At 55.6% G+C, this 20,310-nt stretch carries 23 protein-coding genes; 7 read left to right on the top strand and 16 right to left on the bottom strand.

Annotated elements, in window-relative coordinates; genetic code table 11:
- Positions 1 to 156 precede the first annotated feature (156 nt).
- Positions 157 to 2,037, top strand: coding sequence for a glycoside hydrolase family 9 protein (locus tag B4B27_RS09905; RefSeq protein ID WP_290726138.1), 1,881 nt, complete (start codon positions 157 to 159; stop codon positions 2,035 to 2,037).
- On the opposite strand, the gene coaE is transcribed toward B4B27_RS09905, so the two are convergent.
- Together coaE and B4B27_RS09915 are read right to left on the bottom strand one after the other, a co-directional pair.
- Positions 2,015 to 2,584, bottom strand: a complete 570-nt coding sequence (coaE, locus tag B4B27_RS09910) for a dephospho-CoA kinase (RefSeq protein ID WP_290726140.1) — start codon at positions 2,582 to 2,584, stop codon at positions 2,015 to 2,017. The genes B4B27_RS09905 and coaE overlap by 23 nt on opposite strands.
- Positions 2,585 to 2,607: 23 nt before the next feature.
- On the bottom strand, positions 2,608 to 3,480 hold the full coding sequence (locus B4B27_RS09915) for a DMT family transporter (RefSeq protein WP_290726142.1): 873 nt from the start codon (positions 3,478 to 3,480) through the stop codon (positions 2,608 to 2,610).
- Positions 3,481 to 3,566: 86 nt separating this feature from the next.
- On the opposite strand from B4B27_RS09915, the gene mscL reads away from it, so the two are divergent.
- Positions 3,567 to 4,007, top strand: coding sequence for a large-conductance mechanosensitive channel protein MscL (gene mscL, locus B4B27_RS09920; RefSeq protein WP_290726144.1), 441 nt, complete (start codon positions 3,567 to 3,569; stop codon positions 4,005 to 4,007).
- A gap of 99 nt (positions 4,008 to 4,106) precedes the next feature.
- Here the strand turns inward: mscL and recF are convergent, their stop codons facing one another.
- From recF to B4B27_RS09940, 4 genes are read right to left on the bottom strand one after another with little or no spacing between them, the layout of a single operon-like run.
- A complete protein-coding gene (gene recF, locus B4B27_RS09925) occupies positions 4,107 to 5,225 on the bottom strand; it encodes a DNA replication/repair protein RecF (RefSeq protein ID WP_290726146.1) in 1,119 nt (372 codons plus the stop codon).
- Positions 5,222 to 6,271 (bottom strand): hypothetical protein, encoded by a 1,050-nt coding sequence (locus B4B27_RS09930; protein ID WP_173366034.1) that lies wholly within the window; start codon positions 6,269 to 6,271, stop codon positions 5,222 to 5,224. Before B4B27_RS09930 ends, recF begins: the two co-directional genes overlap by 4 nt.
- Positions 6,271 to 7,896 (bottom strand): hypothetical protein, encoded by a 1,626-nt coding sequence (locus B4B27_RS09935; RefSeq protein ID WP_290726148.1) that lies wholly within the window; start codon positions 7,894 to 7,896, stop codon positions 6,271 to 6,273. The genes B4B27_RS09930 and B4B27_RS09935 overlap by 1 nt, the downstream gene beginning before the upstream one ends.
- A gap of 2 nt (positions 7,897 to 7,898) precedes the next feature.
- Positions 7,899 to 8,534, bottom strand: a complete 636-nt coding sequence (locus B4B27_RS09940) for a LolA family protein (RefSeq protein WP_290726150.1) — start codon at positions 8,532 to 8,534, stop codon at positions 7,899 to 7,901.
- Positions 8,535 to 8,641: 107 nt separating this feature from the next.
- Here B4B27_RS09940 and B4B27_RS09945 point away from each other — a divergent pair, with 107 nt between their 5' ends.
- Together B4B27_RS09945 and opgC are read left to right on the top strand one after the other, a co-directional pair.
- Entirely contained in the window at positions 8,642 to 9,760 is a 1,119-nt protein-coding gene (locus B4B27_RS09945; protein WP_173366032.1) for a hypothetical protein, read from the top strand.
- Between the two features lie 32 nt (positions 9,761 to 9,792).
- A complete protein-coding gene (gene opgC / locus B4B27_RS09950) occupies positions 9,793 to 10,869 on the top strand; it encodes an OpgC domain-containing protein (RefSeq protein ID WP_290726151.1) in 1,077 nt (358 codons plus the stop codon).
- A gap of 49 nt (positions 10,870 to 10,918) precedes the next feature.
- On the opposite strand, the gene B4B27_RS09955 is transcribed toward opgC, so the two are convergent.
- Complete coding sequence (locus B4B27_RS09955; protein ID WP_290726153.1) at positions 10,919 to 11,980, bottom strand: hypothetical protein; 1,062 nt, start codon at positions 11,978 to 11,980, stop codon at positions 10,919 to 10,921.
- Between the two features lie 148 nt (positions 11,981 to 12,128).
- Here B4B27_RS09955 and B4B27_RS09960 point away from each other — a divergent pair, with 148 nt between their 5' ends.
- Together B4B27_RS09960 and B4B27_RS09965 are read left to right on the top strand one after the other, a co-directional pair.
- Positions 12,129 to 13,559 (top strand): glycogen synthase, encoded by a 1,431-nt coding sequence (locus tag B4B27_RS09960; protein ID WP_290726155.1) that lies wholly within the window; start codon positions 12,129 to 12,131, stop codon positions 13,557 to 13,559.
- Between the two features lie 272 nt (positions 13,560 to 13,831).
- The gene (locus tag B4B27_RS09965) at positions 13,832 to 14,863 is read left to right on the top strand and encodes a tyrosine-type recombinase/integrase (protein WP_173371514.1); all 1,032 of its coding nucleotides are present in this window, start codon (positions 13,832 to 13,834) and stop codon (positions 14,861 to 14,863) included.
- 45 nt (positions 14,864 to 14,908) lie between these two features.
- On the opposite strand, the gene B4B27_RS09970 is transcribed toward B4B27_RS09965, so the two are convergent.
- From B4B27_RS09970 to B4B27_RS10010, 9 genes are all read right to left on the bottom strand, one after another.
- Positions 14,909 to 15,241: a hypothetical protein gene (locus B4B27_RS09970; RefSeq protein ID WP_088656778.1), complete on the bottom strand. Its 333-nt coding sequence runs from the start codon at positions 15,239 to 15,241 to the stop codon at positions 14,909 to 14,911.
- Complete coding sequence (locus tag B4B27_RS09975) at positions 15,238 to 15,498, bottom strand: hypothetical protein (RefSeq protein ID WP_141225542.1); 261 nt, start codon at positions 15,496 to 15,498, stop codon at positions 15,238 to 15,240. The genes B4B27_RS09970 and B4B27_RS09975 overlap by 4 nt, the downstream gene beginning before the upstream one ends.
- Before the next feature lie 65 nt (positions 15,499 to 15,563).
- Entirely contained in the window at positions 15,564 to 15,830 is a 267-nt protein-coding gene (locus B4B27_RS09980; protein WP_073324065.1) for a hypothetical protein, read from the bottom strand.
- The gene (locus B4B27_RS09985; RefSeq protein ID WP_073324063.1) at positions 15,814 to 16,131 is read right to left on the bottom strand and encodes a hypothetical protein; all 318 of its coding nucleotides are present in this window, start codon (positions 16,129 to 16,131) and stop codon (positions 15,814 to 15,816) included. Before B4B27_RS09985 ends, B4B27_RS09980 begins: the two co-directional genes overlap by 17 nt.
- A 48-nt stretch (positions 16,132 to 16,179) precedes the next feature.
- On the bottom strand, positions 16,180 to 16,446 hold the full coding sequence (locus B4B27_RS09990; protein ID WP_073324061.1) for a hypothetical protein: 267 nt from the start codon (positions 16,444 to 16,446) through the stop codon (positions 16,180 to 16,182).
- 121 nt (positions 16,447 to 16,567) lie between these two features.
- A complete protein-coding gene (locus B4B27_RS09995; protein WP_139261248.1) occupies positions 16,568 to 17,551 on the bottom strand; it encodes a hypothetical protein in 984 nt (327 codons plus the stop codon).
- Between the two features lie 11 nt (positions 17,552 to 17,562).
- Positions 17,563 to 18,414: a phage recombination protein Bet gene (bet, locus tag B4B27_RS10000; protein ID WP_073324057.1), complete on the bottom strand. Its 852-nt coding sequence runs from the start codon at positions 18,412 to 18,414 to the stop codon at positions 17,563 to 17,565.
- A 22-nt stretch (positions 18,415 to 18,436) separates the two neighbouring features.
- Complete coding sequence (locus B4B27_RS10005) at positions 18,437 to 18,907, bottom strand: hypothetical protein (protein WP_074207732.1); 471 nt, start codon at positions 18,905 to 18,907, stop codon at positions 18,437 to 18,439.
- The gene (locus tag B4B27_RS10010) at positions 18,885 to 19,067 is read right to left on the bottom strand and encodes a hypothetical protein (RefSeq protein ID WP_073324054.1); all 183 of its coding nucleotides are present in this window, start codon (positions 19,065 to 19,067) and stop codon (positions 18,885 to 18,887) included. The genes B4B27_RS10005 and B4B27_RS10010 overlap by 23 nt, the downstream gene beginning before the upstream one ends.
- A 123-nt stretch (positions 19,068 to 19,190) precedes the next feature.
- On the opposite strand from B4B27_RS10010, the gene B4B27_RS10015 reads away from it, so the two are divergent.
- Complete coding sequence (locus tag B4B27_RS10015) at positions 19,191 to 19,514, top strand: helix-turn-helix transcriptional regulator (RefSeq protein WP_073324052.1); 324 nt, start codon at positions 19,191 to 19,193, stop codon at positions 19,512 to 19,514.
- The last annotated feature ends 796 nt before the right edge of the window (positions 19,515 to 20,310 follow it).

The following is a 20,310-nucleotide window of genomic DNA, read 5'->3' on the forward strand; positions in this document are numbered from 1 at the left end:
AAATCGCAAGGGCCCTTACAATACATTTCAACACTTTCCGGACACCCCCGTAAACAAAACTCATTTTGTTTTCAAGCGAAAACACTTTTGCTCGAGCAAAACATTCCCTGCACTTCGAGAGGGATTTAATTTTAGGACAAACCAAGGTATGGATGTATGGATTCAAATAAAATTTTTCTCACTTCGATGCTTGCCGCAACAACGGCTTTCGCAGCAACGGCCTACCAGAACCAGGTCGGCTTCTTGACCAACGGCCCCAAGCACATCGCCGTCACGGATGCCGCAGGCAAAGAAATCATCTTCAAGGATGCGGACGGGAAAACCGCATTGACCGTGACCGCACCCGACGCCATCCTATGGGAAAGCGCCAACGAAGAGGCCTCCCTCGTAAACTTCTCCGAACTCACGACGCCGGGAACCTACCAGGCCTATCTCGACGGAGAAGCAATCGGGCACCCGATTATCATCAGCGACAACGCCCTGGAAGGCGTCACCAAGGCTTCGCTCAAGTTTTTCTACTTCCAGCGTTCCTCCACAGAGCTCACCGAAGAATTCGCAGGCAAGTACGCACGTGCCATGGGAACCCCGGATACGGCAGTCATGTACCACCCTTCTACCGGGCGGACGGACCTCACCTCCACATTCAACGGAGCCAAAGGATGGTACGATGCAGGCGACTACGGCAAGTACGTCGTGAACTCCGGCATTTCCACCTACACCCTGCTGCAACTCTACCAGCATAACAAAGACTATTTCGACACCCTGAACCTGAACATCCCCGAAAGCAAGAACGACGTTCCCGACATCCTCGACGAAATCCGCTGGAATATTGAATGGATGCTTACGATGCAGGACAGCGACGGAGGCGTATTCCACAAGCTTACCACGAAGCAGTTCGCCGGCATGGTGCTCCCCGAAAAAGTGGTCAAGCAGCGCTATGCCATCGGCAAGAGCGTCACTGCGACTTGGGATTTCGTAGGCGTAACCGCGCTCGCAGCCGACATCTACAAGCCCTTCGATCCCGAATTTGCCGCAAAGTGCGCCCAGGCCGCCGCCGATGCGCGCTGGTGGGCCAGGGAAAATCCGCGCGCCTACTATTCCCAGCCTAGCGACGTGGGAACAGGCACCTACAGCGACGGCAACGCGATCGACGAAAAAATCTGGGGGTCGGCCGAACTTTTCCGGATTACCGGCAAGCCGGAATTTCTCGAAGAAGTCCTCCGCAACCCCATTTCGAAGCAGCGCAGCAAGCTACCCGCCTGGCAGACCGTATATGCGCTCGCCGCATTCACCATCGCCACGAATCCGCACCTCTTTGGCGAAGCGGAGGTAGATTCTTCGAGGAACCTAATTTTCACGCTTGCCGACAGCTATATCGACATGCCCGACAACGGCTACGGCCTTGCCATCGACAATGCGGACTTCTACTGGGGTTCCAACAGCGCCGTGGCGAACAAGGGAATGGTGCTCATCCATGCCTACATCCTGAGCAAGGAAAAGAAATACCTCGACGCGGCACAGGGACTCCTCGACTACCTCCTCGGCAGAAACCCGCTCGATATTTCGTACCTCACGGGATGGGGCGTAAATCAGGTCTTGCACCCGCACCACCGTCCGAGCGAGGGCGATACGGTCGAAATGCCTGTCCCCGGGATGCTCGTGGGCGGTCCGAATTCCTCTGCAAACGACTGCGCCAAGAGCCACATCGAAGCCGACGCGCCTGCAAAATCCTACTACGACAATTCCTGCAGCTACGCGACAAACGAAGTGGCCATCAACTGGAACGCCCCCTTCGCCTACCTCGCAGGATCCCTGCAGGCGATTGCCGCAACAGGCAAGGTTTACGAAGTCGGAGCCTCCAAGCCCGAGCCCTACGACCTCGACGCCATCGCCGTCACGAAGCCGGGCGCCAAGATTCGCGCCTCAGGAAACAGGCTTATATTCAAGAACGGAGCCGTCCAAGTCGAAAAGGCCCTACGCGACGGCAGCATCCGCTACTTCAATCTAAAAGGCGCTATTTCAAAAGGGAATCGATAACGCTTTTGTCCTCAATAATGCGGACAACTTTGCCATTAAACCGCGCGGGTTCAAAAAGCCCGCGCTGATTGTCTATGCGGCGCAAGGCTTCTTCACGCGTCATTCCGCGGGTCGCGAGCCTTTCCAGGCGAATCTCCTCGGCAGCCTCCACAATCCAGACTTCATCGAGCATTTCGACTATCGCAGGCGCACGAGAAAGGACAGCCGCCTCCACGAACCGATATTTTTCGTTCATGGATTCCGCAGGCGATCCGAAAAAATCCGTAACCTTTCGCGCCAAGTACGGATAGACAACGCTTTCGAGGCGTTCACGCGCCTGTGCGTCCTTGAATACGACATTCGAAAGGAACCGCCGGTCCACTCCGTCTTCCGTTAGGCATTCCTTCCCGAATGCTTTTGCAAGTTTGTCGCGGAGGTCCTTGTCGTGCGCATAGAGTTCATGGACGGCGATATCGGCATCGAGCACGCGGAACCCGCGCGCCACAAGCATCTTGCCCAGGAAGGATTTCCCGGCACCGATGCCACCCGTAATGCCAATCTTTTTCATGCCATGCATTATAAAAAAATTTTCTAACCCTTGCCAAGGGAGATGAGGCAGAGCCCGAGCACCACGCCCAGAAGCGCAACGAACTTGAGCTTGCTCTTCCTTTCACGGAAAATGAGAATTCCCGCCAGGAAGCTGATGAACACGCTCGAACGCCTGAGCACCGTGATGATCGAAATGAGAGCGCCCTCGTGGCTTACGGCGAGGAAATAGCAGCGGTCCGCAACAATCAACAGGGCTGCCACAGCGATAAAGCTCCAGCGGAACTGGAACGGGGTCGTCTTTTTACGGGTCGGGTACCATGTGAAGGCGGTCGTGATGAACTGGACCGCAAGCATGTAGATACTGAACCACACCTGCACCGTCATCGGCTCGAAGTTCATGCGCTGCAAGATAAACTTGTCGTAGATCCCGCTGCAACTGGCAAGGATCGTCCCGATGAGCATCGACACCACCCAGCCATTGCTGAAGAAATGTCCCATCTCCTTCCTGCCCGCAAGGCTCAGCCCGATGTAGGAAAAAACGCAGACGACAATCCCCACCCACTGGAGCGGGAAGGGGCGTTCGCCCATGAAGCCTACCGCAATCATGATGGTAAAGAGCGGGGCCAGGGCGCGTATCGTGGTCGAAATCGAAAGCGGCATATGCGCGATAGCATTGTAGGTAAAGAGCCAGCTAAGGCCCACGATGACCGCCTTCGCCATCAGCAACAGGTGGTCGTGGAACGACAGGGGTTCGCAGTGCCCCAGGAACAGGACCGGGAGCATAAAGAGGGCGTAAAAGGCGCTACAGAGGCAGAGAACCGGGCGGACGGCATTGTCCTGCACCGATTTTTTCTTCGCAAGATCATAAAGGCCCAAAAAAACAGCCGAGGCGAAAGCCAGAATCAACCATGACATAGCGCGCCAAATTTAGAAAAATGAGTTGCCAACACGGGCCACAATACTATTTTTTAAAATAGACAACAATCAACAAAGGAGCCCATATGGGTATCAAAGGTAAAGCAACGTCCCTTCTCGAAGAGTTCAAGGCCTTCGCGTTCAAGGGCAACATCGTCGACATGGCCATCGGTGTTATCATCGGCGGCGCATTCGGTAAAATCGTCACCTCCTTCGTGAACGACATCGTGATGCCGAGTGTCACGGCCATCATCTCCATGGCCGGTGGCAAGGACGCGGGCGAAGGCCTCAAGGCTCTCGCCTACACCACCGCTAACGGCGTGACCATCCCGTACGGCAACTTCATCGGCGGCATCATCGACTTCCTCATCGTCGCCATCGTGGTGTTCATCGTGATGAAGAAGTTCCTCGGATTCATGCAGAACATGCGCAAGAAGGAAGAAGCCCCGGCTGCTCCTCCGGCCCCTCCTGAGCCGAGCGCCGAAGAGAAGCTCCTCACCGAAATCCGTGACCTGCTGAAGAAGTAAAAAAGTTCGCGCGAACCTTTCCAAATTCAAAACAAAGACCGCTGCAAGGCGGCCTTTATTTTTGTTTTAGGGAGGGTCTTAGGGAGGAGGAACTCCTCCCTAGTCGCTTAAAGAAATTTCCGAATCCGCCTTAAAAGGCAGTTCCTCGAACTGCGGGGTGGCAATCAGCACCTGGCAATCCTTCTCGCGAACAAGCGCGGCGACCGCATCGCGGCGGTTCACGTCGAGTTCCGCGAAGATATCGTCCAGCAAAAGGACCGGCTTCGCTAGATAGCGGGAAGCAACATCGACCGCGGCAAAGCGCATGGCGATAGCCGCCGAACGGCATTGTCCCTGCGATCCCACCGAACGCATCTCGTATCCCGAGGCGCAAAGCGCGAGATCATCCTTGTGAGGTCCCGACATCGTGATTCCCTGCAGTTTTTCTACAAGTTCAAGCCCCGCAAGCTTTTCCGCGAAGGCATTCTTCAGCATATCTTCGTTCGGGATTCCGGACGCATCGAATTCCCTAAGAATCGAGCTCTTGTAATCGCAGGTAATCTCGTCTACACCACCGGAAAGGCGCCTGTAGTAACCCGTGATGATGGGAGAAATTTCCTTGGAAAGTTCCAGCCGTATCGACCAGAGTTTCGCCCCGAGTTCCACCAGCTGGCCCGTCAGCACCTGGAAAAGGTCTTCGCCTCCGACCGCATTTCCATCCTTCTTGAACTGCCTGAGCCACTGGTTCCTCTGCTGAAGCACGCGCTTGTAGTTGCGCAGCACGCTTGCGTTCGCCGCCGAACGGAAGCAGAGGATTTCATCGAGCCAACGCCTGCGCACTTCGGGCGCACCGCGCAAAAGTTCGATATCGGACGGCTGCATGATTACCGCGGGCATCTTCCCGAAAAAAGACGACGCCGTTCGAAGCGGCGAGCCGTTTTCCTTTACGACCGTTCCGGTATTCCCCACCTGCAATGCACGGTTCCATTCGTGGGATTCGTCATAGAACGACCCGCGTAAAATCATCTCGTCGGCATTCCAGGCAATCAGTTCCTTCAGGTCCCGCGCCCGAAACGAGAACCCCTGCAAAAGCAGGTGCACAGCCTCAAGCACAGTCGTCTTGCCACAGCCGTTTGGCCCATGGATAACGTTCACCCCATGCGAAAAGGCGAACTCGCGAAAATCGGAAGCGCCTCCAGACAGGCTTCGAACGTTCCGGACCGACAGCGAGCTTATCACGGGATAAATCCCCTCACGCCAAAACTCAACGGATTAAAGAGCCCGGCGCTAGATTCGTAAGTCAAGGCATAGTTCACGTCGAACAGGTAGCGTTTCTTGCCTATGCGCACATCGAACTTGTATCCGAGGCCAAGCATCGCATTCAAATCATCCATGCCGATACGCACGGTTCCCGCGGGAATGATTTCGCATTCGAAACCCACACGGCCCGTCCACACGTGATGCTGCGGGTCGAACACGAGAAGCGTATCCGCCACCTGGTAGTCAAGCGCTTCCATCCATGCATACACGGGCTTGCCCATGATTTTAGAACGGTAGCCAAGGCCTACCTGCAGCACCTTGGGGCGCACGCCCTCCGTCGACGGGATGCGGTTATCGGAACTCGGGCTGCGAGTCCAGCGCGCCGAAAGGTTCTTGCTAAAGCTGATATTCCGGATGACGACGGACGACGACCACTTTTCGTTCCACTGGCGAAGCCACCCGAAATTGAGCGCCATCGGACTCGTGAACCCGTCGGTCATGTCCAGGTCATCATAATACTCCGCGATGTCCATGTTGTCGTAGCCAAACGAAAGCGACACGCCAAAGGCATCCCGACGCGTTGCCCTGAAGGAGAACCCGAGATACATCATCGAGAAGAACGGGGTCGCCGATCCAAGAGTCTGGTCATCCTCGTCAATCACCTCGAAATCGATATCGCCGCGGTAGAGCATGGCAAAGCCAATCCCCATGCGGTTTCCGACGGAGGTTTCAAGTCCAAGCGAACCGCCCGTGCGGTCCAGGCTGCGGCGTTCTGCATTGAGCGTGTAATTGAAATTCTGCCGGAATCCGAGAATGGCCGGGTTCCAATAGGCACCGGGCATGGCAGATGTATCCGCAGAACCCGTATTGCCGCGGCCGAGTTCGCGGGTTCCCGCCCCCATGCGTTCCACGAATCCGTCGTAGCCGCCAAGCGCAGCCTTCTTGTCCACGACTCCAGCGACAGCCGAAGACGCAAACAGGGCAAGGGCAAACAAGGCACCAAGGGAAATCTTACGCATAAGCATCAGCGACCCCCTCCGAGCGACATGACCTTGCCCCAGCCCACATGCCCATGATTGTCCTTCACGCGCACGTAATAGACGCCCATGGTGCAGGGATTGCCGTAGTCGTCAAGGCCGTCCCACACGTCTTCCCTCGCATTCGTACTGCGAGACTTGTCCGCAAAGCGCGGAGCCGACTTCACGATCTTGCGCACCTTCCGCATGTCGTAGCTGAACACCTCGATGGTAATCTTCGAGTCCTTGCTTACCTTGTACGAAACAAGCGATTCCGAGCCCGCCGTGATGACCGAAGGCACCATACGCACCGTCCCCAGGTCGCCGCCCAGCTTGGCTCGGTTCAGGACCGGAGTCCAGGTCTTGCCCGTATCGGCCGAAACGGAGACGCCGTTCCCGTCCGCAGCGACAGCAAGCCCCGTCATCCCCTTCGCCAGCGGGAACGAAGTAACCGACCAGATAACCACGTCACGGTCGGTGACGCCCATCTCGAACCCGTAAAGCCAGGCGAGTTCGTCCTCGTCGACTTCGTAGGCCCGGAATCCAAGGGAATCGAGCTTCAGCAACCCGCTAACGGAGCCGCCCACCGTCCGGACGCCAACGAACGCCATGCTTCCGACAAACGCGATGTCGCTCACCGTGTAGTCGGCATTGTCATAGACATCCTTTTTCTGGGCCTTGCCGTCAAGGTCAAGGAACGGGATCTTCGCAAAGTCACCGGAGGCGCCGGCCTTCTTGCGCCAGAGCGCACCCACGACCGGATCCTTGCCCTTCGACTGCGTTTCCGCAATCACCTGCAGCGGCGAGCCCCCGACCCAGACACCCGTCACCCGCATGGTATCGAGCGCTTTGGAAGCAAGCGAGAGCTTGCCGTCACGGGCCATTTTCCAGAGTCCGCGCGAAGTCGCAAGCCACAAGTCTCCCGCATCGTTATCCATGGCGACATCGAGCACCTCCGTATATTTCGAGAGATCCTTCGTCGCATTCAGTTTGAGCGTATCGAGCGATTTGGAGTCTCGGTCAAAAATCAGCCGGAACTCCTTCGGGTCGTTCGCCCCCTTCGAAATGTTGTAGCCCGTAAGCCCCAGGATCCCGCGGGCAATCCACAATGTCGAACTCGAGGAATCGAAGGCAAGCCCGCTCACGGCATAGTCCATCGCCGATTCGACATCTTCCGCCGCTACCGGAAGTTCCAGCGGAGTCTCGACAACGTTCCCGATCCCGCGAACCGAGATGAACCCCTTCGGCTGAAGGAAGCTGCTGTCGCGCTTGAGCCCATACATCGGGAATACGGTCCCGAGCCTGCCGGCAGATGCGACCGGGATGCGCCTGCGTTCCGCATTGACATCAATAAAGATTCCGTCCTGGACAGCCGTCGTGGAATCCGAGACCGCATCCTGGACGGCATCGTCCACCTGGACCTGTCCCGAAGCAGACACCTTGAGACTCAGAAGCGTCACGCCGCTATTCACGTTTCCGCGGGAAAACACCCACAGGGCGCCATCCGTTCCGCCGGGAGCGACAGAATAGGTCCAGTTGCTGAAAAGCGTCTGGTTTGCGGCGAGGGCACCGGCCGAGGCCAGCGTCACGGCAGCAAGAGAACGCCGCAGCGCCTTGTACAAGTTCACATCCATCATCACCTCATGTCGATTTCGTCGACGCCCTTTACGGGCTTGTACCTGAAGTCATCGGGCGAAACCTGCTTCACCACCTTCAGGTTCATAATGTTGTACCAGGTCGCGTTCCCGGACGGGTCAACCGTAAAGAGCCTCACCGGCGAAAAATCCTTCTGCGAAAGCCAGACTTCCATCTGGTCGAACTGCCCCGCGTACTTGGACGGGTCGAGCTTCAGCACCCAGAGTTTCTGCTTGTTGAACTCGGCTTCCTTCAGCTCGCGCGCCTTGCAGCCAAGATACTTGAACAGGAGCTCCGACGGGTGGAACGCCGACGACAGGTCCTCAATCGCCTTGATGAGCACCTGCTTCTGTTCCGGGTTGTACTGCCACATGCTCTCGCCATCGCTATAGAACTTGATTCCAGCGACATCGAGCGTGAAGCGGTCCCCGTCGGCCACCAGAAGCTTTCCCTTCTGGCTTACGATGTCGGGAGATTCCGAATAGAACATCTGCACCTGGAACTCGAGTTTCCACGCCTTGCCCGACTTGAACCAGGTTTTCGACTTTTCCATGGCCTCGTCGGCGGTCAGCGCGAACGCCTGCGCACAAAGGAACGCAAGGACACCCATTGCAAAAAAGAATCTGCGAAATTTCATAAAGCTCCTAAATATCCACAAAAATACAAAACAAACGGCTTCTGGACATTGGGTTTTTCAAAGATATATTTCTATCTTTTGCCAAGAAACTTTTTTAGAAGGATTTTATGCGCAAACTCATTCTGCCCATCGCCCTCATGTCCGCAAGCTTCGCGCTCGCCGTTGATGTCGAACTGCACGGATCCGTCAACTTTGACTACGGTAGCTATTTCGACGAGCATTTCAGCCCCATCAACGCCGCAAACCAGGACATCGACCTTTCCGCCAAGGCGAACATGGACGAGAACGTTTCTGTGACCGTCAAAGCGAACACCCACACGAGCTACCAGGACACCCTGGGCAACTACCAAGCCTCCGAAACCAGGCGCCACTTCTACGCGCACTCGACCGCCATGGGCGACGGCGGCAAGTACACCGAGTTCAATTTCGACGGTGTCGAGCTCCGCTGGGACATCACCCACGACATCGGCCTCGTGTTCGGCGACCTCACCTATAGCGCAGGCGCCTTCAACTACTACTACTGGCGCGACCCCGCCCGCTACGCCGTCATCGTCCGCGAACAGAACCTGCGCGGTGCCGGTATCGAAGTCGGCAACGAAAAGTACGGCTCGGGCAAGGTCTACTTCGGCGCTTCCGAGAACAACGAACATTCCGCGGCGCTCTTCGCCACCTATTCCTACCCGCTCGTCAACCACGTGGACCAGCACCTCGTGCTCACCCCGAGCGTCGACTGGGTATTCGGCAAGGACATGGGCCGCAGCCACACCTACGTGTTCGGTCTCGAAGTCGACTACACCAAGAGCCTCGAGAACATGAACTACGGGGTCTACGCCGTATGGGGAATCCACCCCTACAAGGGCAAGGGGGTCCACTCCTTCCTCGTCGAACCGAGCTTCAACTACGACTTCTTCAACCTGGGAGCTAGCTTCTTCGTGGCCCTGGCCGACGACCGCTACGATGCCGACGTGCAGATTTTCACCGAAGACCAGATGATGTTCGCCATCGAACCCAGTTTCATCATCCACAAGAAGTTCAGCATGGGCGTGGGCTACGAATACCACAACAAGGACCTCGAAAAGGAGGACGACGACTACCATTACCTCGGCCTGAACCTCTACCTCTATCCCACAATGAAGACCGAACTCGTATTCTGGGGCGGCTACAACTTCGCCGACCAGATCGAGACCGACTTCGCGATGGGTATCAGCGCAAAGGCGAGCTTCTAGCCTCCGGCAGGCGCAACGCCACGGGATAATCCGTGAGGATAAGGGCTCTAGATTCCATCCGCGGCCTGCTGCTCCTGCAGATGACCCTCGACCATTTCGGAAGGCCCATCTCCTATTACCTTTACCAGTGCTTCGGCTTCTTCAGTGCGGCCGAAGGCTTTTTTTTCCTCTCCGGATTCGTGGGGCTGCTCGCCGCCGCAAGCAAATGCGCAAAGGACCCGGGCCAGCGCTGGATGTTCGCCCGCGCCTTCAAGACCTGGCGCTACCACATCGCAACACTTACAGCCCTCGCCATCGCCGGGCTTGCCATAATGCCGCAGACCGCCACGCTGTTCAAGTCCATCTACGGGCACCCCGTCGCAGGTAGCTTCTGGAGCCTTACGCTCGTAAACACACCCGAATGGCTCGACGTTCTGCCGCTCTATGTCATCTTCCTCATGCTCGGTCCCGTCGCCATGCCGCTGTTCCTGAAGGCAAAACGCAAGCGCGAAGTTTTCGCGCTCTGGCTTCCGTCGCTTGCCGTCTGGATTGCCGCGCAGTTCGGGCTCCGCGACCTGGTCAATTCAGCCTTCCCGCAGTGGATCCACCACGGGGACTTCGACCCCTTCGCCTGGCAATGCGTCTACTTTTCGGGAACGGCCGTCGCCGCCTGGTGGAAGCTCGCACGCAAGGACGAATCCGCCGGTCACCCGCGTACCGTCGCCCTGGTCCGCTCACTTTCGCCGGCCATCGTCATAGCGCTCGTTTTCTGCTTCCTGTGGTCGCACCAGTTTATCGCGCTCCCGCTTCCCGCAGAAGCGTTCACGAGCAAGGTCCACGTGGGGCCGCTCCGTTTCGCAAACTTCTTTGTCTTTATGCTCGGCATCTGCGCCATCGTCCGTAAGTGGCCGAACCTGCTGGACTTCAGGCCCACGAACGCAATGGGCCGCTGCAGCATCGACATCTACACCGCCCACATCGTGTTCGTCTACATCTGGATGAATATTCCCGGGAGCATCCGCTACCACGGACCGTGGAACATACTCGTCCCGGTTGCAGCCTGCGTTTTGCTGTGGGCCCTCGCTAAGATACGATTAGGGAGGGCTTCGCGGGCGCCTTCGGTACAATGAAAAACCCCGGCGGAGCCGGGGTCTTGTGCAGTTTCTGTCGCGTCGTCGATTACTGACCGAGGAACTTCTTGCCTTCGCCGAAGTCATCCTTGTAATGGATGTAGTCGGGGACAAATCCCTTCTCGAAGGAGAACGAGACATTGAGGCCGCACTGGAATTCGTTCATCAGCTTGCCCTTTTCGCCGCTCTTCAGGTTCTGGCGCTTCTTCTCGATCTTCTCGTCGCCCTTCTTGCCCACGAGCACTTCGGCTTCGCACCAGCCGGTGCCAGCCTTGGCCGTGACGGTCTTTCCTTCCGTAGAGACGAGCGTAATCTTTTCCGGGTCGAGCACGGTGTTGTTGCCGGTCGAGGCCCAGAACTGGAGTTCGCCGCTCAGGGAGGTCGGGGTAATCTTGATGGTCGGGAGGGCCATCACGTAGCCCCACTTGTCCACGCGGTGCTTGCCGGACGGGTCGGGAATGTTTTCACCGAAGATGAGGAAGTAGCCACGGGTGCTCTTGCGACTCTTGTTGAGCGCCGCCTTCACGTCGGCATTTTCGGGAGCGACTTCGGCAATGCGGAGGAGCATGTATTCGCAGACCACCGGATCGCTTTCGTCGTTAGCTTCGGGGAGGGCCTTCGAAACGTAAAGCTTTTCGGCCTCGTTACGGATGGTCTTCACGGCAGCTTCGGCAGTGTTGGTACGCTTGGCCACGGAAAGCGCGGTATCGATTTTTGCGAATGCCTGAAGGATGGTGCCGTAGTCGATACCTTCCTGGGCGGCCTGGACCTTGCCCACGTTCGCGTAGCTTGTCACGAATTCTTCGATGACTTCCGGCTTGGTGACCTTGGGCACGTTGGAAACGGCACGGTCGAAGTAGCCGCTCAAAAGGCTGCTGTTGATGTCGGCCTTGGCTTCCGCATTGGCGGCACGCACGAGGGCGAGGGTAAAGTTGTCATAGAACTCATCGGAAACCTTACCCTTCTTGAGGGCGTCCAGGTACTGGTTGATGGCGTTCTTGTAGCGGTTGGCCTGCAGATGCTCGTCACCGCGCTTTTCGTTGGCGCCCTTACATCCGGTCAGCGCGAAAGCGACCGATACGGCCAGAGCAGCAAGAAAGAGTTTCTTCATTTTTCAAAACCTCGTGGATTTTAGTTCAAAAATGACCCGATTACCCACCCTTATAGGCAAGGGGGTCTTACAAAATGTAATTTAAATAAATAAATTTGTCTTATATTGCCTTTAATGGTAAATTTTTATTTGGAGAGGTGTTCAGGGAATGGAAATCCTAGTCGTAAGCCCCGAAGCTGGCAACTGGCAAACGCCAAGCCCACTCGCTACGGCAGTCAACCGGCTGACCGACGCTTTCGCCCGTGCCGGGGTGAACGTCGTCACCTGTTCCCCCTTCTACAAGAGGCTCTTCCAGGACACGACCGACTACCACTGCGTATTCCGGGGCACCGAGCGCCTCCAGGGCAAGCCCTACGAGATCTGGAAGTCGGAATCCGACCCCCTGCACACCTACATCTACAACGACGAATATTTCGGCCGCCCCTACGTCTACGGCCCGCCCAAGGACCTCCCCTATAGCGACAACCACCTGCGGTTCGCCTTCCTCGCGTCGGCGACCCTCGCCTATGCCGAAGAAAGCGGCTTCAAGTGCAGCGCCATCCTCGGCCACGAATGGGGCGGCGCCCTCGTCGGAGCGCTAGCGCGCACCACCTACACGAACTACGCAGGCCACACCCCCTTCTTCTTCAACGTCCATAACATCACCTACGACTTCCATATCCCGGCGAGTGAAATCGAGAAGATTGGACTGCCCCCGCAAGACTTCAACATGGACGGCTACGAATTCTGGGGCAAGGTGAGCCTCCTGAAGGCGGGCATCTGCTACGCCGAGAAGGTCCTGTTCCCCTCGCCCGGCTACCGGGACGCCATGCTCAACACGAACCTGCCCGGCGGACTCAGCGGGTTCCTGAACTACAACGCCGACAAGCTCATCGGGGTGCAGTTCGGCGTGAGCTACAAGGTGTGGGACTTCAACCGCGAAGAGAACCTCCCCATCAAGGAAGCGAAGCACAAGGCGAAGCTCGCCCTCCAAAAGAAGTTGAACATCGACTTCGACTCGAAGCTCGCCCTCTACGTCCACCTCGACGAAGAAGCCGGCAAGACCTCCGAGACGCTCGCCACCATCCTCGCCGACATCACCAAGCAGGACGTGTTCGTCATCGTCGGCATGTATCCCGACGCCCCCGAATGGAACTACTACCAGGACTTCGCGCACCAGTACCCCGACATCCTGCACGTGTGGCCGCTTGCCAAGGGGGCCGAGAACACCGGACCTCTCCGTGAAGTCCTCGCCGCATCCGACATCCTCTTTGCGGCCAACCTCCGCGAGCCCTCCACCTCCATCATCCTCAAGGCGCTTGCCGCGGGGACACTCCCGCTCACCGGCAGCAACATCGGCGTCGCGACCATGCTCGACGACTACGCCCCCGAAACCGCCGGCTGCGCGAACGCGTTCCTCGTCGAGGATGCGAACGCCCCGCACCAGATGCTGCGCCGCCTCAAGGACGCGCTGCACGTCTACCGCAACGAAGTCGCCGACTGGGACAAGGCCGTAGTCAACGCCTACAGCGGGTTCCATTACGAATGGGACCGCACGATTTCGAAATATTTGCTAATATTGGGCGAACTGGGACTTTAGCTCAATTGGTTAGAGCAGCGGACTATCAACCCAGCCCCGAAAAATTTTCAGAAAGTACTCCATTGGAAGCCCGAAGGCAAAAGCCTCCGGGCCTTTTTCATCAGTAAAATCAAGGCTTCCGGCGCGATTTGGACTGTCTGTCGCGGTTCTCCGTCGCTTGTAATGGTTTTTCCCGAAAGACGGGAGAAACCGCCAAAAATCGGGTATAATGTGAGACATTTGTGAGCTTTTTGTGAGCCGACTTTTAGGCAAATTTTAGTAGATTTGTTTGTATGAAAAGCTACAGCATATCGCAGCGGTACAAGTACCGCGGCAACCTTACATGGTACGGGAGAATCGCTGAGGATGGCGAGTTCTCCTACATAAGCCTTAAAACCAAGCGCAAGAGCGACGCACAGGAATGGCTGAACATGATGAACGCGGCCAGGTTCATGCCCGAGGAAATCCGCCGCAAGCTCATGCCGAAGGACAGAGGCTTCGACGAGGCGCTCCCGAAGTTCCTGGATTCTGTCGCGGCGTCCAAGGGCGACGACTCCAAGACCCACCTCGCTTACAAGTACCGACTCAAGACATTCAGGGAATGGCTTGACGCAAACGGCATCAAGACGCTCATGCGCTTCGATGCCGAACAGGCGACGAACTGGGCGGTGTGGCTGTCCGAAAGGTACGCTCCCAAGTCCCAGCACGAAATGGTTCGCTGCACAAGCCAGTTCTGCCAGTGGGCGGCTAAGATTTACGACCTGGGCGACTACAACCCGTTCCGCGACGTGGCGTTCCCCAAGGTTCCGAAACGCGCCAAGGCGTTCTGGACTCCCGAACAGATTGAAAGGATTCTCGACAACGCGCCCGACCCGGAATTTAGACTGTTCTGGTCGGTCATGGCTTTCGCTGGCCTACGTCATGCGGAGGCTTGCCGATTCGGGCCGTCGTGCATCCAAGAGGACGGAAAGATGCGCGTCGTCGGCAAGGGCGACAAGGAAGCGTTCCTCCCTATTAGCGACCGCCTCAAGGCGGAAATCAAACGCTACGGCAAGCTGAAAGACGGCATGTTCGCGACAGCCCGTTTCGACCATGCGGACAGGTGCAACGAAACGCTGCGAATTGCAGTGGAAGCTGCGGGATATAAGAGCGACGACGCGACGAACCACAAGTGGCGTCATTCATTCGCATCCAACCTAATCCGTTCAGGCGTTGGCCCGAAAATCGTTCAGCAGTTGATGCGCCATGAAGACGTGCGCCAGACCTTGGACACCTACAGCCACCTGCTGCAAGACGACCTGGAAAAGGCTCTCAATAAGAAATAAATCAGGCTCGCGAAAGCGAGCCATCTTCATCTTATTCCATTCATTTCACCGCTTAACATTCTTTTCAACGGTGTCGAAGCACTGTTTGAGCATCAGCTCCGCAGCCTTATGCACATCGCCGTTTATCTTCTTCAAGAAGGAAACGGTTTTTGTTTTAAAGTTGTCTTCAAACTTTCCATCGAGAACATCGGGCCATTTACCGATTTTCAAATCAATCGCGAAAGTCTTGCCGAGCGTGACTGCTTCCTTCTTTAGGTTGCCTCCCAGTTCGCGATAATGCGCTTTTGTCTTTCGAGCCAAAGCAGCCATCGCGAAACCCAAATCCAAGTCGTTTGGATTCACCAGGTAATTTCTCAGGGCGTGTTCAATTTCAATCATTCAACAGCACCTTCGGGGACAATATGCGGAGTAGCAACGCGAAGCAGTAAATCTTCGCCAGTCTCGACGGACTTCTTCATCGTTTCAAGCAGTTTTTCGGGAGAAAGGTCAATATCCAGGTCAGGGCCATCTGCATCCTTCTGCCCCATGAATCCGCCGAAAATATGGATAAACATATTCTCCCAGCTGAACTTCATCTGAAATTCAAAGCAAGTTTGGGACTCAAGCACATCGGAATATGTCAGCCGCTTTTTCATCACGACAAAAAATAGAAAAGGCCCCGGCATGAGCCAGGGCCTTCGTGCGTCAAGGAGGTATCTTCCTAAAATTCGTCCATCGTGAAGTGCGTCTTTCTCGCACATACGGCGATGCCGCCGCTGGAAATGACATTGTTGAGCCATTCCTTCAACCTGGACTTGCTAAACCACATCGGAGTGCCGCGTCCACCCGGCTGGTAAACTTCCAGCGGATAGACCAACTTGCCGTGACGGCTTTTTGCCAACAGCTTGTCGAAAGTGGATGTCGCCATCCCGATAAAATTCCCAGCCTCGGTACGGTCGAGAAATTCTTCATCAGCGATTATCTTCATCGGTACTCCTTTCACCATTCCTGGTGACGATATAATGCAGCGCGGCCACAAGTGGCAGCATAAAGTTTGACATGAGTCCAGACATGAACTTTTCATCATTAAACCCGAACTTCCGTGCTATCCCGCAGTAGCCCTTGGTAAGGCTCTCCGCAACGGCGAACTGCTTCGCCTCAAGCGGAATGTCCTTCATGGACTCGTCGTCCAGCACGGTTTCCTTATAAATGCGACAGAGCGAGCGTAGGCTAAGCCCTGCATCTTCCATCACGATTATCTGTTCAAGTTCCTTTTCCAGTCTGTCCATCTTCGATTCAATCCATCTAGGCCACCGCCTGCACCATGCAGCGGTCGGCTAAATCTTCACCTTGTTCCAGGAGACGTTCTCGCCTCCCTCGTAAACGAAATACTCCTTCGAGTTCACGCGTTCGTCGTCAATCTTTTCATAGACGCTGAACTTTATCCGTTCCTCAAGTGCGACGCCCGTACATTCCTTTACGACAGCTGCCATCCAGCGCAGAACGTGTGCATGGTCGTCGCAGGTAATCTTGAGTTCCGAAACGGTTACGCCCGGTACATTTGCGAAGGTTTCCTCGAACCTTCCTCTTGCTTCGTATGTCATTTTTTTTCCTTTATGTTTATTGGTTGTTGATTTTCTTAACTGCTGTTAGTCAAAGAAAGAACGCTGGCGATTCGCGCACCAGCAGCGCCGCAGCTTGGGTTAGAAAAAGCTGCGAGTTTTCTTAGTAAACAAACCGCACATGGCGCACTTTCCCGTGCACTATGTCCGTAACGAGCTGCTTCGCGGCGGCTTCGTCAAGTCCGTAGTTCATCAGGTCTTCGAGTGCTTCCCGATTCGCCATGCGTCGGTATTGGCGTTCGTCGTCCGGGAAAAGCATCGCCTCGCGTGTCGCCTTGGCATCAGCTTCCCCGAAATCGACATTGGTCAATTTCTGTGCTTCCGCAGCTTCGCGCTTGGCCGCTTCCGCCTCGCGTTTTGCAGTTTCCGCTTCTTCTTGCGCCTTGCGCAGTTTTTCTTCCGTTTCGCGCTTCTCGGCTTCCGCCTTCTCACGCGCCGCCTTTTCAAAGTCCGCCTGACTCGCCCTCAAGCGTTCCAGTTCAGCTTTCTCCGCTTCCTGCTTCTCCGCGCTGGCGAGGATGCCGTTGACCTGGCGCCTCGCGTCGTTGATGGCGTCCATCGCTTCCTGGTAGCTTTCGTCCCAGTACTTGGCGTCGTGAACATGGGCTTCGATGGCCTCAAGCACCTGCTTGCACCCTTCGGAATTGCAGCCGATGGCCGTCGCGGGAATGTTGGAAATCTCGACGATTTCCTGCTGTCTCGCCTCGATTTCCCTGATGGGCGCCAAGACCTCCTTCTGGAGCATTTCGAGCGTTTCCTTCACAAGCCTACGCGTTTCATCGACGCGCTTGGGCTTCGCCTTGAGTTCCTTGGCGACCTGTGCGCCCCTGTCCTCGATGGCGGTCTTGAGCTTCGCGAGCTTGGCGTTCATCGCCTTGCGGGCCTTGAACCCCTCCTCGGTGTGAACGTCGGCAACCAGCCCACGCGCAATCTTCTTGACCTGGTTGAGCATCGGGACAAAGTTCTTCTTGTCAAGGAAAAGCGCCTCCGGGTCCATGCAGTCCGTCTTGACCGCGAACTGTTTTCCCTCGTCGATAAGGACGAGCGCGTTGGGGTTCTTTTCTTCCATCACTTCTTCGGTTTCCATCGTCGCCTCCATTAGAACTCCACCTCCTGCATCATTCCGGCTTCCACGCGCTTCGCCTCGCGGTAGAATCCGTCAATCTGGTCAAGGCCCAGTTCTTCCAGGCTGCGACAGTTGTACGCCTTGAGCGTGTCCTTAATCGCGGCGGGAATCATCTTGTTGCACACCTCGATGAATTTCGCCTTGCGGTCGCCCGTATGTTCCTGCGGCTGCTGTTCCGGCTTCGGGGCTTCCGCCCTTTCCACCGCTTCCTCAATCTTGATTTCCTTTTCAGGGTCAAGTCCCTGTTCCGGCGAAAGCTCCGCGCTCTCATAGGGCATCCCGCCGAACTCCACGGGGAAAGCGAGGCGGAACGCACGCGCAATCGCGACCTTCTCAAGCATGACCCTGGGCTTGCTCTGCCACATGGAATTGCCCTGGTCGTACTCGCTGAAAAACACCTCGCACTTGACGGGAACCTTCCTGTCCTTGCGGAAAACGCGGCAGATGCAGCTCACGTCCCCGTCCTTGGGAACAAGCGCATCCACGCTGTAGTTGCCGTTCTTGCCACTCTTGGTGGACTTGCCCCTGACGAACTCGCCGCGCCATTCTGTCTCGTAGCCGTCGTAGTTGGGGTTCATCTCGGCACGCTTGAGGTACACTTCGTACCCCGTGACGATGCTCATCGTCTTTCCGCCGTCGCGATTGTTGTACGTGACGGCATAAACTTCTTTCTTCCACGGGTTCAGCCCGAACGCCATGGAAACCGCGAGGAACTGCTTGACCTGGTGGTCATTGAGACCCGGCGTCGTCGCGGTGAGGTAGTCAAGCAGCAGGGCGTCGTTGACCTGCTGCGGATTGGATTGTGTAGCTATTGCGTTATTCATAGTTGTTGGTTTCCCTTTGTTGTTAGTAGTTGTTCATTTGTTGTCCCTTCGACAGGGTTTTTAGCCTTGCCGCCACGTAGTTCGTGACCGCCCCTTTCCAGTTCATAATCGTCATGCCCTCACGGGTTTTCCCTCCCCTGGAAAGCGTAATCTCCAGCCATTCGCGTCCCAGCGCGTCGTCGAGGTGCTTTTCCGCGCAGAAGTCGTAAAGCTCCTCGGTCGTCGGCAATCGCGGCGGCTGTACTTTCCTAATCTCATGTCCGTGTTTTTCGTGTCCAGCCAGGGCGTTCGCCCTGTTGACCTCGCTCCGCTGCTGGATTCTCTCGCTGGAACATTTCACCATGAACGCCCCGAAACTGTCGCCAGTCCCGTCAACATCCTCAAGTGCATCCATCGAATCCCTCACGTCGGCGATAATCTGTTCATCCGTCATTTTTCGGAAGTGCTTGATAAAGTCACTGAACGAAACCTTAGCCCAATATGGATTCGCCATGTTCAAAAGCCCTAAGTATCAAGGTTGAGGCAATGAGTCCCTGGCTCGCCGGGAAACCCTTTCGCTTGTTCTCGCTGGCCAGCTGCTCCAGGGCCTGCTTCGCCCGTGCCGTTATGCCGACCTGCCAAATTTTTTGCGTACCGTTTATTTTCTTTTGCATACTTTTCAATTTCTTTTGCCTTACATTCAAAATCTATTCAATTCTAAGCAAAAAATCAAGGGATTTTTTAAAAATTTTTTAAAAATTATTGAATACTGTGCAATTTTTGATTAAATTTATGGCATGAACGTTGAAAAATACCTTGACAGAACAAACAAGACGGCCAGCACCCTGGCCGACGAACTGGGACTCAACGCCTCAAGCGTCACCGCTTGGAAGAAAGGCAAGGCGACTCCCAGCTACGACATTTGCCAGAAGCTACTGGAAATCGGCATGGGAATCGACGAGCTTTTCACTCCTGAACTTTGGGAGGCGATAAAGACTCGTCACGCTGCGGAGTTTCGGGGCGAGGTTGTGCTGACTCCCGAGGAATGCGCTCTAATCGTACGCAACGGGCTTCGCAGTCTGCGTCTAAAAGATGAAAGTTCTGAAGACCAACAAGGGTAATTTCCCCGTGTTCCTTTAGCTTAGGCATAAGCAGTCCTTTGGCCCTGTTCGGGCCTTTTTTTGTGGGAACTTTTGCAAGTCGCAACGATTTGCAAACGCTTGAACCCAGGCATAACAAACGGGTTCAAGTCGCGACAAAAACTTGCAAGCCTATTATATCAGTAGTAGTAATAGGAGAATAATCAACAGTAGGAGTATGAGTAGGACTCACTCCGTTATTGTGGAGATATTGATATATAAAAACCTCATACTCAACTCACGCGACTGCGCGACGAAAAAAAGAAAATGAGCTTGAGGGCGATATAGATATCGAAGGGGATTTTTTCCGTCCCGACTTGAGCAGCGGAAAAAATAAAAATTTATTCTGTCAATTCGTGACACTTTTGAAAAAAGTGAAATTTCGCAACTTTAGCCCCCCCCCCCGCAGGCGTGCAGCTTCGCGTACGCCCATTTGGCGCCTTTGGCGGACAGTTTAGCGGCTTAATGCTGCGGAACGCTTGCAGCGTTTTGCACAGCGAACAAAAGCGAAACGGCGGGAACGGCTGCGATTGCTTGCGAATTGCAGAAGCTGTCAAGTGAGGCGCCTCCATTTTTGTATCTTTTACGGCGAAAAGAGAGAACAGATGCAGAATTTCGAACGAATCTTCGACATGCACCAGCCGCCCTTCAAGGCGGATTCGCTGGACGCGATGGAGTACTCCATCCTCGGCTTCTTCAAAGCCGAGGATTCCTCCCGTCCCCAGCTTGAACGCATTTCAGACCATGAAATAAAGGTTTCCATCGACGAACGCAAGGC

Source organism: Fibrobacter sp. UBA2449 (assembly GCF_002342555.1).
Lineage (GTDB): Bacteria > Fibrobacterota > Fibrobacteria > Fibrobacterales > Fibrobacteraceae > Fibrobacter.

Bases quoted from the DNA above. Each gene is read 5' to 3' on its own strand.
- B4B27_RS09905 (WP_290726138.1), top strand. From the start codon at position 157: ATGGATTCAAATAAAATTTTTCTCACTTCGATGCTTGCCGCAACAACG.
- coaE (WP_290726140.1), bottom strand. From the start codon at position 2,584: ATGAAAAAGATTGGCATTACGGGTGGCATCGGTGCCGGGAAATCCTTC.
- B4B27_RS09915 (WP_290726142.1), bottom strand. From the start codon at position 3,480: ATGTCATGGTTGATTCTGGCTTTCGCCTCGGCTGTTTTTTTGGGCCTT.
- mscL (WP_290726144.1), top strand. From the start codon at position 3,567: ATGGGTATCAAAGGTAAAGCAACGTCCCTTCTCGAAGAGTTCAAGGCC.
- B4B27_RS09930 (WP_173366034.1), bottom strand. From the start codon at position 6,271: ATGCTTATGCGTAAGATTTCCCTTGGTGCCTTGTTTGCCCTTGCCCTG.
- B4B27_RS09935 (WP_290726148.1), bottom strand. From the start codon at position 7,896: ATGGATGTGAACTTGTACAAGGCGCTGCGGCGTTCTCTTGCTGCCGTG.
- B4B27_RS09940 (WP_290726150.1), bottom strand. From the start codon at position 8,534: ATGAAATTTCGCAGATTCTTTTTTGCAATGGGTGTCCTTGCGTTCCTT.
- B4B27_RS09945 (WP_173366032.1), top strand. From the start codon at position 8,642: ATGCGCAAACTCATTCTGCCCATCGCCCTCATGTCCGCAAGCTTCGCG.
- B4B27_RS09955 (WP_290726153.1), bottom strand. From the start codon at position 11,980: ATGAAGAAACTCTTTCTTGCTGCTCTGGCCGTATCGGTCGCTTTCGCG.
- B4B27_RS09960 (WP_290726155.1), top strand. From the start codon at position 12,129: ATGGAAATCCTAGTCGTAAGCCCCGAAGCTGGCAACTGGCAAACGCCA.
- B4B27_RS09965 (WP_173371514.1), top strand. From the start codon at position 13,832: ATGAAAAGCTACAGCATATCGCAGCGGTACAAGTACCGCGGCAACCTT.
- B4B27_RS09970 (WP_088656778.1), bottom strand. From the start codon at position 15,241: ATGATTGAAATTGAACACGCCCTGAGAAATTACCTGGTGAATCCAAAC.
- B4B27_RS09975 (WP_141225542.1), bottom strand. From the start codon at position 15,498: ATGAAAAAGCGGCTGACATATTCCGATGTGCTTGAGTCCCAAACTTGC.
- B4B27_RS09980 (WP_073324065.1), bottom strand. From the start codon at position 15,830: ATGAAGATAATCGCTGATGAAGAATTTCTCGACCGTACCGAGGCTGGG.
- B4B27_RS09985 (WP_073324063.1), bottom strand. From the start codon at position 16,131: ATGGACAGACTGGAAAAGGAACTTGAACAGATAATCGTGATGGAAGAT.
- B4B27_RS09990 (WP_073324061.1), bottom strand. From the start codon at position 16,446: ATGACATACGAAGCAAGAGGAAGGTTCGAGGAAACCTTCGCAAATGTA.
- B4B27_RS09995 (WP_139261248.1), bottom strand. From the start codon at position 17,551: ATGGAAACCGAAGAAGTGATGGAAGAAAAGAACCCCAACGCGCTCGTC.
- bet (WP_073324057.1), bottom strand. From the start codon at position 18,414: ATGAATAACGCAATAGCTACACAATCCAATCCGCAGCAGGTCAACGAC.
- B4B27_RS10005 (WP_074207732.1), bottom strand. From the start codon at position 18,907: ATGGCGAATCCATATTGGGCTAAGGTTTCGTTCAGTGACTTTATCAAG.
- B4B27_RS10010 (WP_073324054.1), bottom strand. From the start codon at position 19,067: ATGCAAAAGAAAATAAACGGTACGCAAAAAATTTGGCAGGTCGGCATA.
- B4B27_RS10015 (WP_073324052.1), top strand. From the start codon at position 19,191: ATGAACGTTGAAAAATACCTTGACAGAACAAACAAGACGGCCAGCACC.